General features: G+C 49.3%; 8 protein-coding genes and 2 pseudogenes. 4 read left to right on the top strand and 6 right to left on the bottom strand.

Annotation, left to right across the window (positions count from 1 at the left end):
- The 3 genes and pseudogenes from IM317_RS00290 to msrA all read right to left on the bottom strand — a co-directional run.
- A pseudogene (locus IM317_RS00290) lies at positions 1-1,771 on the bottom strand (ATP-binding protein); the annotation flags it as partial.
- Between the two features lie 205 nt (positions 1,772-1,976).
- Positions 1,977-2,798: a DUF4238 domain-containing protein gene (locus tag IM317_RS00285; protein ID WP_045902446.1), complete on the bottom strand. Its 822-nt coding sequence runs from the start codon at positions 2,796-2,798 to the stop codon at positions 1,977-1,979.
- Between the two features lie 382 nt (positions 2,799-3,180).
- Positions 3,181-3,822 (bottom strand): peptide-methionine (S)-S-oxide reductase MsrA, encoded by a 642-nt coding sequence (gene msrA / locus IM317_RS00280; protein ID WP_029741954.1) that lies wholly within the window; start codon positions 3,820-3,822, stop codon positions 3,181-3,183.
- 224 nt (positions 3,823-4,046) lie between these two features.
- Here msrA and tamA point away from each other — a divergent pair, with 224 nt between their 5' ends.
- Genes tamA through IM317_RS00265 form a run of 3 tightly spaced genes read left to right on the top strand, consistent with a single transcriptional unit; the run spans position 4,047 to position 9,900 of the window.
- On the top strand, positions 4,047-5,780 hold the full coding sequence (gene tamA, locus IM317_RS00275; RefSeq protein WP_033144487.1) for an autotransporter assembly complex protein TamA: 1,734 nt from the start codon (positions 4,047-4,049) through the stop codon (positions 5,778-5,780).
- The gene (gene tamB, locus IM317_RS00270; RefSeq protein ID WP_033144488.1) at positions 5,777-9,553 is read left to right on the top strand and encodes an autotransporter assembly complex protein TamB; all 3,777 of its coding nucleotides are present in this window, start codon (positions 5,777-5,779) and stop codon (positions 9,551-9,553) included. The genes tamA and tamB overlap by 4 nt, the downstream gene beginning before the upstream one ends.
- Before the next feature lie 2 nt (positions 9,554-9,555).
- Positions 9,556-9,900 carry a gamma-glutamylcyclotransferase gene (locus tag IM317_RS00265; protein ID WP_014830431.1) on the top strand — a complete coding sequence of 115 codons (345 nt, stop codon included), beginning with the start codon at positions 9,556-9,558 and terminating at the stop codon, positions 9,898-9,900.
- Positions 9,901-10,215: 315 nt separating this feature from the next.
- Here the strand turns inward: IM317_RS00265 and IM317_RS00260 are convergent, their stop codons facing one another.
- The 3 genes from IM317_RS00260 to ppa form a co-directional block, all read right to left on the bottom strand.
- Positions 10,216-10,686, bottom strand: a complete 471-nt coding sequence (locus tag IM317_RS00260) for a hypothetical protein (RefSeq protein WP_033144489.1) — start codon at positions 10,684-10,686, stop codon at positions 10,216-10,218.
- A complete protein-coding gene (locus IM317_RS00255) occupies positions 10,683-11,267 on the bottom strand; it encodes a hypothetical protein (RefSeq protein WP_032662463.1) in 585 nt (194 codons plus the stop codon). Before IM317_RS00255 ends, IM317_RS00260 begins: the two co-directional genes overlap by 4 nt.
- Positions 11,268-11,491: 224 nt before the next feature.
- Positions 11,492-12,022, bottom strand: a complete 531-nt coding sequence (ppa, locus tag IM317_RS00250; RefSeq protein ID WP_010427397.1) for an inorganic diphosphatase — start codon at positions 12,020-12,022, stop codon at positions 11,492-11,494.
- 309 nt (positions 12,023-12,331) lie between these two features.
- On the opposite strand from ppa, the pseudogene ytfQ reads away from it, so the two are divergent.
- A pseudogene (gene ytfQ, locus IM317_RS00245) lies at positions 12,332-13,288 on the top strand (galactofuranose ABC transporter substrate-binding protein YtfQ).
- Positions 13,289-13,330: the final 42 nt, after the last annotated feature.

Here is a 13,330-nt window from a genome sequence, read left to right as displayed (position 1 = left end):
TAATTATTTTTGCAATCCTATAATTATATTTTGTAAAATATTTGCTTAAGGGGAGGGTATTTGTATTTAAAATCCTTGCTGCTTTTAATTTAACACTATGTGATAAATTATTATTAGATATCATTAATTCAATAAGTTCAATGATATAGTCTTCAGTTTTGTTGCTATGAATGTTACTTAATAAGGTATCTGCGATTTTGTTCGCAGCATTTGGTGCAATTTTTTTATTTAGTAATGTGTTTAAATTGTTAAGTGATTGTATAGATGAGAGTGCTAAGAAAAATGATGGTATAAGCGATAGGTTATCATTTATTTTAGCAATTAAATAATCAGAAATTGATGGGTTTAGCACATCGTATATCGCGTCTTTGCCTTCCTCCAATTTGCGTTGTAATGTTGATTTAACTGCATGTAATATGCAGGATTTAAAATCAAGATAATCATTTCGTGAGCGATCGAAATTTATTATTTCTAATAAATTATCATAATTCTCACTTAGCTCCTTTTCAGATATTTTTCCGTTATTTAGCGATACAAGATAAGTTAAATAAAATACACATTTAGGTACTTGTTTCGTAAGCATATAATCCCAAATAGCTGTGGGATTGTCTAAACTCTCAACTATATATTCCCAGTAATGTTCTGGCTCAAGATGCGAAACTTTATCATAATCTGTAATGAATGAAATTAACCGGGGGTTATAATTTTTATGCGAAATTATTTTTCTATATCTTTTTTCTTTCCAAATGCACTCTTTGAATTCGTCTGGCAGTTCTCTAAACCACAAGTGATTATAAAGAACTTTAGCTTTATCTATTATATCAAGGTTTTTTACCTCAATCTCATATTCATGCTTTTCAGTGTTATTAATAAAAAATAATTCACTTGATGCTTTTCCTTGATTTAGTATAGTCGTTCTGGAGGTAAGAATTAATTTTTTTTCGGGTTTGAAACGGATTCTATTTATAAATCTAACTATCTTTGAATCCTCTTTGTTTCTTAATGCTTCTAAATAGTTTCTTCCAAGAAAATCATCATAAAGGAAAAGTTGTTTTGTATCTGGCTCAATGATTTTGTCACCTTCCTCTATGTCGCTTTCTATATAAACTAACTGATATCCTTCTAATATATAATTAAGACATAATTGTTCCGCAAGAGTTGTTTTTCCAACACCTGGCTCGCCGGTAATTATAAGAGTGTTGAAATGTTCAATTTTATTCTTAGCTGTGGCGAAATCTCGTGTTTCTACGTATTTTTCTGAATTTATTTTTATTTGCTCAAGAATATGACTACTTTTTCCAATAATGTCATTATGCAATATTGATGTTAAAAAAGAAGTGCTGTTAAGCCAGAGCTTATAGTACTTACGTTCGATATTTTTATATTGAGATAATTTATGTGTTATATCTTCAATTGAAAATATATCATCACTCCGGAGATATCTACTTCCAAATATACTGATTATCTCATTCTTTCTAACATCTGTTAATCCTTTTCCGATAGCCAATATATAACGTGAAGGATTGATTCTTGCAACCTTTGCTGCTTCTTTTTTCAAATTATTAATTAAAGCAGAGTAGCTTGAGTTAACATAATGTTTGCTTTGGATAATGACCTTATTCCCACCTATATAAAATCTACCATCCATACCGCTATCTCTTCCAGGCATAAATCTTTCTATATTAGTACCAGGCATTTCAATTTTAATTAGATCAATTACCAGGTCTTCAAAGTCTTTATCATTTAGTCTGGAAAAATCATAACTATTCATAATTCCTCTCAAAATCGTTACTTTTTGTAATTGTCTCGTATTTTGAAGTTATATGTAAAGCTGAATTTTATAGAAATTAGTGGTGCGTCATTTTTTAGCATTAATCGGCTACCAGTTTTGAATGGGAGTACTCATATGGTTGCCAAGTGATATGTTTACATATATAAATTTATAGTTAATGCGTGTTCTTCAGATTATAAATTGATCATGGATACCTTGCGATATTATCTTGTGCATCAAGTATGAAAAAATGATCGTTATTAGAAAAACACTTTTCATTCGAGGAAAGCATTATCATTGTGTTTAAATCTGCGATTGTTTTATCTGTTGCGTTATGAATTGGACTTAATTTCATTTCTTTACATCCAAAAAGAAATGTATTTTTATTTAACGGGGCTAATATCATTGACCCTGGAGTAGCTAATCCAAATGTTTGCAATCGATTATGAGATAAAATAAAAGGTGAGTCACTTGTGATGGTATTAATTTTATTTGGTGCTTTGATTAGTGAGTAATTGAATTGAGGGAGGTAATAAGAGGCAATTTTGGTTTGTTTGAGTTCATATTCAATAATATCATCGATAATGTAATCCCTCACTGACATGCCTAAGGTAACATTCCTTTGATTAAGATCTTTTTTCATTGATTCGACTATTTTTCGTTCTTGTCTTAGAGGTGTTTCGATATTATTTCTATGTTGTGAATTTCTTAAAAATAAAGACGATAACAACCAGATTAAACCTTCATCTTCGGAATTAATTCCTTTACTCGTATCTATGGTCTCTAAAAACTCACCTATACGTGTCTCGACTGTATTACCGTACCATTCTTCAATTAGGAACGGATGTATATTTTCTTCTAATTTATAATAATTATTGCTCACACATGCATCATTAGGGTTTGTACCATGTTTAAATCCAGGCTTATTTTTTGGAAATGCCCAGAATAAAGATGTCCTTTTACCCTGATTGGTAAAGCCTTTCAGATAGCACGCAGGGATGTAATGATGTTTTTTGGGATAACTCATCAGGTTTCTTCCCTTGAAAAGTAAGAAAATTATATCTTCTACCGACCCGTACTTTAATCATAATATCTTGATCTTTTCAATAGTTATAGCTAAGGTCCAAATTCCATCAAACTCGCACCAACACTGACATACTGCCCCAGTAAAGTGGATTCAAAATGGCTGTTTAACATAGTTTATCCGGCTTCTCGCCAGATCCTCAGAAGGGGAGTTGATACCATTTGTGTGAAAACACATTGAAAATCAGCTCGTAGCGTTGAGCCGATTATTTCAGCGGGTAGTATAGCGTAAAGAGATGTAAATCTGCCAGAGGTCACAATTTGGCATAAAAAAGACCGGACAGCGTGGCGCTGTCCGGTACGGGCGACGATTTAACGGCTGATAATCAGGCCAGCTGTGGCGGCAGGCAGACGCCGATGCCCCCGATACCGCAGTAGCCGTACGGGTTTTTATGCAGATACTGCTGGTGATCGTCCTCGGCATAGTAGAACGGTTTCGCGGTGGTGATTTCCGTCGTCACCTCGCGCGTATCGCCCGCTTCACGCATGGCCTGCTGGAAACGCTCAAGGCTGGCGCGTGCGGCGGCATCCTGCTCGGGCGTGAGCGGATAAATGGCCGAACGGTACTGTGTGCCGTGGTCGTTGCCCTGACGCATGCCCTGCGCCGGGTCGTGGTTTTCCCAGAAGACCTGCAGGAGTTGCTCGTAGCTGATGACTGCAGGGTCATAGACCACGCGTACCGCTTCCGCATGCCCGGTTTCGCCGGAGCAGACTTCGCGATAGGTCGGATTCGGCGTGTAGCCGCCCGTGTAGCCAGCCGCCGTGCTGTAAACGCCGGGCAGCTGCCAGAAGAGGCGCTCAACGCCCCAGAAGCAGCCCATGGCGAACAGGGCGATTTCCATTCCCTCCGGCACGTTGGTCATGGAATGGTTATTGACGGCGTGTAAGGTCGCCACAGGCATAGGGGTGTTGCGTCCCGGTAATGCATCAGTTTGTGAAACCAGATGCTTTTTGTCGAATAAACTCACGATGGGGCCTCCCGGGGTGCGATGTTTCGGTTAAGGTTGTCACGAAGCGTTTAATTGAACACAATAAATGCGCTGAATGAGTCTAGATTTAATCATAAGAAATATTTGGGTGTTACACCCGTTTTCAACCCGTGATTTGGGTTTTTGGCCAACAGGCCGTATTTTGCCGCGGAGCGGTACTTCATTTGCTTCCAGGGTGGAAACAGGGATATTCAGGAGAAAACGTGACAAAAATCCGCCAGTTATGTTTAGTCAGTGTGTTGCTGACAAGCGGGATTGCCAGCGCGGCGAATGTCCGTTTGCAGGTTGAGGGGTTATCCGGGGCGCTGGAAAAAAACGTGCGTGCGCAGTTGTCGACCATCCAGAGTGATGAGGTGACGCCGGACCGGCGTTTTCGCGCGCGCGTCGATGACGCTATCCGTGAAGGGCTTAAAGCGCTGGGGTATTACGAACCCACCATTGATTTCGATCTTCGCCCGCCGCCAAAGAAGGGGCGCCAGGTTCTTATTGCCCGCGTTTCGCCGGGTGAGCCGGTATTGATTGGCGGCACGAACGTTATCCTGCGCGGCGGGGCGCGTACCGACCGGGATTACCTGGACCTGCTCAGCACGCGGCCGAAAATCGGTACCGTGCTTAACCACGGTGACTACGACCATTTCAAAAAAGAGCTGACGAACGTTTCCCTGCGTAAGGGCTACTTCGACAGCCAGTTCAATAAAAGCCAGCTGGGGATTGCGCTGGATCGGCGTCAGGCCTTCTGGGATATCGACTACGACAGCGGGGAACGCTACCGCTTTGGCGATGTGACGTTTGAAGGTTCGCAAATTCGTGAAGAATACCTGCAAAACCTCGTGCCGTTCAAAAAAGGGGATTACTACCAGTCGAGAGACCTGGCGGAACTGAACCGTCGTCTTTCCGCTACCGGCTGGTTTAACTCCGTGGTTGTCGCACCGGAATTTGATAAGTCTCGCAAAACGAAGGTGTTGCCGCTGCATGGCGTTGTCTCGCCGCGCACCGAGAACACCATTGAGACTGGTGTTGGCTACTCGACGGATGTTGGACCACGCGTGAGAACCTCGTGGAAAAAGCCGTGGATGAACTCGTACGGTCACAGCCTGACCACCAGCCTGAGCCTCTCTGCGCCCGAGCAGCAGCTGGATTTCAGCTACAAAATGCCGCTGCTGAAAAACCCGCTTGAGCAATATTACCTTGTGCAGGGCGGTTTTAAGCGCACCGACTTGAACGACACCAAGCAGGATTCTACGACCCTTGCGGTCTCCCGCTTCTGGGATCTCTCCAGCGGCTGGCAGCGCGCCATTAACCTGCGCTGGAGCCTGGACCACTTTACCCAGGCCAACGTCACCAATACCACCATGCTGCTTTATCCGGGCGTGATGATCAGCCGTACCCGCTCGCGCGGCGGCCTGATGCCGACCTGGGGCGACTCACAGCGCTACTCCATTGATTATTCCAACTCCGCCTGGGGCTCCGACGTGGATTTCTCGGTGATTCAGGCGCAAAACGTCTGGATCCGCACGCTGTACGACAAACACCGCTTTGTGATGCGCGGCAATCTCGGCTGGATTGAAACGGGAGACTTCGAGCGCGTTCCGCCGGATCTGCGCTTCTTCGCCGGGGGCGACCGCAGCATTCGTGGGTATAAGTACAAATCGATCTCACCTGAGAACGAGAAAGGCCAGTTGACCGGGGCATCAAAACTGGCGACCGGATCGCTGGAGTATCAGTACAACGTCAGCGGAAAGTGGTGGGGCGCTATGTTTGTTGACGGCGGTGAGGCGGTGAACGATATCCGCCGCAGCGACTTTAAAACCGGCGCGGGCGTGGGCGTACGCTGGCAGTCACCCGTCGGGCCCATCAAGCTCGACTTCGCCGTGCCTGTCGGTGACAAAGAAGAGCACGGATTACAGTTTTACATCGGTCTGGGGCCTGAATTATGAGTTTATGGAAGAAAATAAGCCTCGGGGTGCTGATTTTTATCGTGCTGCTGCTCGGTACGGTGGCGTTTCTGGTGGGAACGACGACCGGGCTGCATCTGCTGTTTAACGCTGCGAACCGCTGGGTGCCGGGGCTGGAGATTGGCCAGGTAACGGGCGGATGGCGCGATCTGCGTCTGAAGAATATCCGCTACGAGCAGCCGGGCGTGGCGGTGAACGCCGGGGAGTTCCACCTGGCGGTGAAGCTGGGCTGCCTGCGCGACAGCAAGCTCTGCGTCAACGATCTGTCGCTTAAAGACGTCAACGTGGCGATAGATTCGAAAAAAATGCCGAAGTCTGCGCCGGTCGAGGAAGAGGACAGCGGCCCGCTGAATCTCTCCACGCCGTACCCGATCGCGCTCTATCGGGTCGCGCTCGATAACGTCAATATCAAAATCGACGACACTACCGTGTCCGTGATGGATTTCACCTCCGGCCTGCGCTGGCAGGAGAAAAACCTGACCCTGACGCCGACGTCCCTGCAGGGCTTGCTGATCGCGTTGCCGAAGGTGGCCGACGTGGCGCAGGAAGAGATCGTCGAGCCGAAGATCCAGAACCCGCAGCCGGAAGAAAAGCCGCTGGGCGAAACGCTGAAAGATCTCTTCTCGAAGCCTGTCCTGCCGGAAATGACCGACGTTCATCTGCCGCTGAACCTCAACATCGAGGAGTTCAAAGGCGAGCAGCTGCGCCTGACCGGCGATACCGATCTGACGGTCTATAACATGCTGCTGAAAGTCAGCAGCATTGACGGCAACATGAAGCTCGACGCGCTGGATATCGACACCAACCAGGGCTCGGTGAATGCGTCGGGGAATGCCCTGCTGCGCGACAACTGGCCGGTGGACATCACGCTTAACAGTGCCCTCAACATCGATCCGCTGAAAGGCGAAAAGGTGAAGGTCAAAGTGGGCGGTGCGCTGCGCGATAAGCTGGATGTCGGGGTGAATCTCTCCGGCCCGGTGGACATGGTCCTGCGCGCGCAAACGCAGCTGGCGGAAGCCGGGCTGCCGCTCAATCTGGAGGTTGTCAGCAAGCAGCTTTACTGGCCGTTCACCGGCGAAAAGCAGTTCCAGGCCGATGATCTGAAGCTGAAGCTGAGCGGCAAGATGACCGACTACGCGCTCTCGTTCCGCACCGCGGTGAAGGGACAGGGCGTGCCGCCCGCGAACATCACGCTGGATGCGAAGGGCAACGAACGGCAGGTCAACCTCGACAAGCTGACCGTCGCGGCGCTGGAAGGCAAAACCGAGCTGACCGCGCTGCTCGACTGGCAGCAGGCGATCAGCTGGCGCGGCGAGCTGAAGCTGACGGGCATTAACACCGCCAAAGAGGTGCCGGACTGGCCGTCGAAGCTGGATGGCCTGATTAAAACCCGCGGCAGCCTGTACGGCGGTACGTGGCAGATGGACGTGCCGGAAATCAAGCTCACCGGGAACGTGAAGCAGAACAAGGTTAACGTTGAAGGCTCGGTGAAAGGCAACAGCTATCTGCAGTGGGTTATCCCGGGGCTGCACGTGGCGCTGGGCCGCAACACGGCGGATATCAAAGGCGAGCTGGGGGTGAAAGATCTCAATCTGGACGCCACCATCGACGCGCCGAATCTGGATAACGCCCTGCCGGGGCTGGGCGGCATGGCGAAAGGTCTCGTGAAAGTGCGCGGTACGGTGGAGGCACCGCAGCTGCTGGCGGACATTACCGCCAATAACCTGCGCTGGCAGGAGCTGAGCGTTGCCCGCGTCCGCGTGGAAGGGGATGTGAAATCCACCGATCAGATCGGCGGTAGCCTGAACCTGCGCGTGGAGCGCATTTCTCAGCCGGACGTGAACATTAACCTGGTCACCCTGAACGCCAAAGGGAACGAGAAACAGCACGACCTCCAGCTGCGCGTGCAGGGCGAGCCGGTCTCCGGCCAGCTTCACCTCACCGGCAGCTTCGACCGCAAAGAAGAACGCTGGAAAGGGACGCTGGATAACACGCGCTTCAATGCGCCGGTCGGGCCGCTGGCGCTCTCGCGATCCATTGCCCTCGACTACCGCAACGCCGAGCAGAAGATCAGCATTGGGCCACACTGCTGGACCAACCCGAATGCGGAGCTGTGCGTGCCGCAGACCATCGATGCGGGTGCGGAAGGGCGCGCGCAGATCAATCTCAACCGCTTCGATCTGGCGATGCTGAAGCCGTTTATGCCGGATACGACCCAGGCCAGCGGCGTCTTCAGCGGGAAAGCCGATGTGGCCTGGGACACCACCAAAGAGGGACTGCCGCAGGGCAGCGTCACGCTGTCCGGGCGTAACGTGAAGGTGACGCAGGAGGTCAACGACGCGCCGCTGCCGGTGGCGTTCGACACCCTGAACCTGAGTGCCGATCTGCATAACAATCGCGCGCAGCTGGGGTGGACGATCCGCCTGACCAACAACGGTCAGCTGGACGGGCAGGTCCAGATTACCGATCCGCAGGGACGGCGTAATCTGGGCGGCAACGTCAACGTCCGTAACTTCAACCTGGCGATGGTGAACCCGATTTTCGCGCGCGGGGAAAAAGCGGAGGGCATGCTGAACGCTAACCTGCGGCTGGCCGGCAACGCGCAAAGCCCGCAGCTGTTCGGTCAGATGCGGCTCAGCGGCGTGGATATCGACGGTAACTTCATGCCGTTTGACATGCAGCCCAGCCAGATCGCGATGAACTTCAACGGTATGAGCTCGACGCTGAGCGGCTCGGTATTGACGCAGCAAGGGCAAATCAACCTGAGCGGCGACGCGGACTGGAGCCAGCTCGACAACTGGCGCGCCCGTATTGCCGCGAAGGGCAGCCGGGTACGCATCACCGTACCGCCAATGGTGCGCCTGGACGTTTCGCCTGATGTGGTCTTTGAAGCCACGCCAAGCCTCTTTACGCTTGACGGGCGCGTCGACGTGCCGTGGGCGCGCATCGTGGTTCACGACGTGCCGGAAAGCGCGGTCGGCGTCTCAAGTGATGAAGTGATGCTCAATGAAAATCTGAAACCTGTCGAACAGAAGAGCGCGGGCATACCGATCAATAGTAACCTCATCGTGCACGTGGGAAATAACGTGCGGTTGAATGCGTTTGGGCTGAAGGCGAGGCTCACGGGCGACCTGAAAGTCGCGCAGGATAAACAGGGGCTTGGCCTGAACGGGCAGATCACTATTCCTGAAGGGCGTTTCCACGCCTATGGTCAGGATCTGATTGTGCGCAAAGGCGAGCTGCTGTTCTCCGGTCCACCGGATCAGCCCCTGCTGAATATCGAGGCGATTCGTAACCCGGAAGCGACGGAAGATGACGTCATTGCTGGCGTTCGCGTCACCGGTTCCGCCGACGAACCGAAGGCGGAGATCTTCTCTGACCCGGCGATGTCGCAGCAGGAAGCGCTCTCTTATCTGCTGCGTGGACAAGGTCTGAACAGCGGACAAAGCGACAGTGCGGCGATGACCTCGATGTTAGTGGGTCTGGGGGTTGCACAAAGTGGGCAGGTTGTGGGTAAAATCGGCGAGACGTTCGGCGTAAGCAATCTGGCGCTGGACACCCAGGGCGTGGGTGACTCCTCGCAGGTGGTGGTCAGCGGCTATGTACTGCCGGGTCTGCAGGTAAAATATGGTGTGGGGATCTTTGACTCACTGGCAACTCTCACGTTACGCTATCGCCTGATGCCCAAGCTATATCTGGAAGCAGTGTCCGGCGTAGACCAGGCACTTGATCTGCTCTATCAGTTTGAGTTTTAGCAATGCGAATATTTGTCTACGGCAGTTTACGAACCAAGCAAGGCAACAGTCACTGGATGACCAATGCCCTGCTGCTGGGGAATTACAATATCGAGAACTACCAGTTGTACAGCCTGGGCCACTATCCAGGCGCGGTTCCGGGCGAAGGAACAGTACAGGGTGAAGTCTATCGTATTGATAACGCGACGCTTGCCGAACTTGATGCCTTGCGCACCAGGGGCGGTGAATACGCACGCCAGTTGATCCAGACGCCGTACGGAAGTGCGTGGATGTACGTCTACCAGCGTCCGGTCGAAGGGTTAACGCGGATTGTAAGCGGTAACTGGTTAGACAGAGACCAGTACTGAAAAAAACAACGCCACCGTGAGGTGGCGTTGTTTTTTTTATTCCTTCAACTCTCTTCTGTATCCCGGCGTCGGGTTAAAAACAGAGGAACGAACAGCATGATGTACGGGGCAATAAGCCATAAAAAACACAAGGCGCGTGAACGGCCATAGTAGTTTATGCACCGCGTATTGCTTGAAATGACGGGCAGGAAAAACAGTAAAAACAGCAGAATCACATAATCGCTTCGATAAGGGATCCATAAGTAAAACAAAAACCAGGCAAGCTGGAATGTCATGATGCAGAGATACTGCCATTTACTGTCTTTACCGTAACAGTCAAACGCCTTTATGTAGCCCATCTTTATGCTTTGAAGAAAGAAACTTAGCATGTATAACGCTCACGATCGCGACGGTCAGGAGTGTGCTCATCAGCAACGCCCCTAAAAAATAGCTTTGGGTGATATCAGTAGCACCCGAGCCTAAAGTATGCAATTTACTATAACCTCTATCTACTGCAACAAAAAGCGTATATAGCCCTATGTTAATAAAGAATTGCAGAAGACAAGAAAAAAAGATATTTCTGGGAATTGTTTTTAATAGAGTGAGTAACGCATAAATAATGCTTGATGATAGCGCGAAGTAAAGTCCGTTAAGTAAACCAGATAGTAATGCGCTATTTATTTGACTGAATATTAAATGATCGCTTCCATAGTACCATGACAGATATTCAACATAAGTACTTCTGCCAAAGACAAAGGAGGCAATAATAAGGACGAATAGGCTTATGACATGGTTTTTCTTACTCATAATTTTGCTCCCTTAGATAGCAGCTCCTTCATCGTTTTACTGGCTTCTAGCTGATCTTTGATTATGGCAAGGTCACGAGTATTGTGGTTATATTTTGCAATAGCGGTTGGTGTACCCTTACCACCATTATCCATAAAGAAGACTATATCCTTACGACCATAAAGAAGGACTTGTGGGATGGGATCACGCCCATAACTCACCGCCTGTGGAAGGGAGTGGATAGACTCTGTCGTGAGGAAGCGAGGAATATTTTCATGCTCAATATTACCTAAAGGCGTGGTGGCAACAAGGGAGCCGATAAAATCGGTCGTATACACTAACGCATCTGTATCCTTGGTCGTTACTTTTGAACCCGTAATATATTTTATCTGTTGCCAAAGGGTAATATCTTTAGGGGTAACCTTAACACCATCCATAAACATATCCTGCTTGCGTTTTAGCTGAATGACAGTACGGTGCACCTGTGTCAAAGAGGGGCTGATTTCCCCAATAGAAGGCATATAACCATCGCGGGAATACAACCGTTCAATGATAAAATAAATTCCAGTTGGGCGGGCAACATCAATGTTAATGGATGACATATGAATCCTGTAATGAATGGGGATTAATGATCATCATGACAGTATGTTGTGAACAGCCAGGCTATTCAACCACTCCCACTATAAATGATAGGGAGTCTTTTTTTTGTTTTTAATATCCAAAACAAAAGGAATGGGATTATTCTTAAAAGTTAAGTTTGTACTACTCTCAACCAGGGAAATAAAAAAGCCCCGACTCGCGGGGCCTTCATTAACAGCAGTAAGAATTACTTCTTAGCAGCGCGTTCGAAGGAGGCGATGATTTCTGCTTTCGCCGCTTCTGCGTTGTCCCAGCCGTCAACTTTAACCCACTTGCCTTTTTCGAGGTCTTTGTAATGCTCGAAGAAGTGAGTGATCTGCGCTTTCAGCAGCTCTGGCAGGTCGTTCACATCTTTGATGTGATCGTATTCTTTGCTCAGCTTGGTGTGCGGTACCGCAACCAGCTTCGCATCTTCACCGGATTCGTCGGTCATTTTCAGCACGCCAACTGGACGGCAGCGAATCACGGAGCCTGGCTCCAGTGGGTATGGCGTTGGGACCAGCACGTCAACCGGGTCACCGTCCAGAGACAGGGTGTGGTTGATGTAACCGTAGTTGCACGGATAGAACATCGCGGTAGACATGAAACGGTCTACGAACAGGGCGCCGCTCTCTTTGTCCACTTCGTATTTGATCGGATCTGCGTTAGCCGGGATTTCGATAACTACGTAGATGTCTTCTGGCAGTTCTTTACCCGCTGGGACGTTGAGTAAGCTCATGTCGGTGTCCTTTAAAATGGATGGTAAACAAGTGGCAGGTATTATAGCCAACTCGCGCTGAATGTCTCCGCCTGTTTTCGCTTTCTCTCCCCGCTTTCTCCACTTTTCAGACCGATTCCATGACAGAAAAATCCATAAACTCAGCCGCATTTTTCATGGTGAAATGAAAGCGATTACAAACTTGTGATTAACGTTTTATTCACTTTTCTGAAGTGTGATGTAACGCAATTCGTTACATATTTCATGGGCTATAGTCATTTCGCAGAACATCTTTTAACCAACAATAAACACCCCTACGAGGACGCTCATATGTGGAAGCGCTTACTTCTTGTCACAGCAGTTTCGGCAGCCATGTCGTCTATGGCGATGGCCGCTCCCTTAACCGTAGGTTTTTCGCAGGTCGGCTCTGAATCTGGCTGACGAGCGGCAGAAACCAACGTTGCCAAAAGCGAGGCTCAGAAACGCGGCATTACCCTGAAAATCGCCGATGGTCAGCAAAAACAAGAGAATCAGATCAAAGCCGTGCGCTCCTTTATCGCCCAGGGCGTGGATGCCATCTTTATTGCACCCGTCGTGGCGACCGGCTGGGAACCCGTCCTGAAGGAAGCGAAAGACGCTGAGATCCCTGTCTTCCTGCTCGACCGTTCCATCGACGTCAAAGACAAATCCCTCTATATGACCACCGTGACCGCCAACAACGTGCTGGAAGGGCAATTGATTGGCGACTGGCTGGTGAAACAGGTCGATGGCAAGCCGTGTAACGTCGTTGAGCTGCAGGGCACTGTCGGCGCGAGCGTGGCCATCGACCGTAAAAAAGGCTTTGCTGAGGCCATCGCTAAAGCGCCAAACATCAAGATTATCCGCTCTCAGTCCGGCGACTTTACGCGCAGTAAAGGTAAAGAGGTCATGGAGAGCTTCATCAAAGCTGAAAACAACGGCAAGAACATCTGCATGGTTTACGCCCACAACGATGACATGGTGATCGGTGCGATTCAGGCAATTAAAGAAGCGGGCCTGAAGCCGGGCAAAGATATCCTCACCGGCTCTATCGACGGCGTGCCGGACATCTACAAAGCGATGATCGACGGCGAAGCCAACGCCAGCGTGGAGCTGACGCCAAACATGGCGGGTCCGGCATTCGACGCGCTGGAGAAATTCAAGAAAGACGGCACGATGCCTGAGAAGGTGACGGTCACCAAGTCCACGCTCTACCTGCCTGACACGGCGAAAGAAGAGTTAGAGAAGAAGAAAAATATGGGCTACTAAGACCCGCGCCCCTCACCCCAGCCCTCTCCCCGGAGGGGAGAG

It is taken from the genome of Enterobacter cloacae complex sp. S3 (assembly GCF_014930495.1).
In the GTDB taxonomy this organism is placed as follows: domain Bacteria; phylum Pseudomonadota; class Gammaproteobacteria; order Enterobacterales; family Enterobacteriaceae; genus Enterobacter; species Enterobacter asburiae_B.
The sequence above is the reverse complement of the archived record's forward strand: the minus strand, read 5'-3'. Positions and strand labels throughout refer to the sequence as shown.

Bases quoted from the DNA above. Each gene is read 5' to 3' on its own strand.
- IM317_RS00285 (WP_045902446.1), bottom strand. From the start codon at position 2,798: ATGAGTTATCCCAAAAAACATCATTACATCCCTGCGTGCTATCTGAAA.
- tamB (WP_033144488.1), top strand. From the start codon at position 5,777: ATGAGTTTATGGAAGAAAATAAGCCTCGGGGTGCTGATTTTTATCGTG.
- IM317_RS00265 (WP_014830431.1), top strand. From the start codon at position 9,556: ATGCGAATATTTGTCTACGGCAGTTTACGAACCAAGCAAGGCAACAGT.
- IM317_RS00260 (WP_033144489.1), bottom strand. From the start codon at position 10,686: ATGAGTAAGAAAAACCATGTCATAAGCCTATTCGTCCTTATTATTGCC.
- IM317_RS00255 (WP_032662463.1), bottom strand. From the start codon at position 11,267: ATGTCATCCATTAACATTGATGTTGCCCGCCCAACTGGAATTTATTTT.
- ppa (WP_010427397.1), bottom strand. From the start codon at position 12,022: ATGAGCTTACTCAACGTCCCAGCGGGTAAAGAACTGCCAGAAGACATC.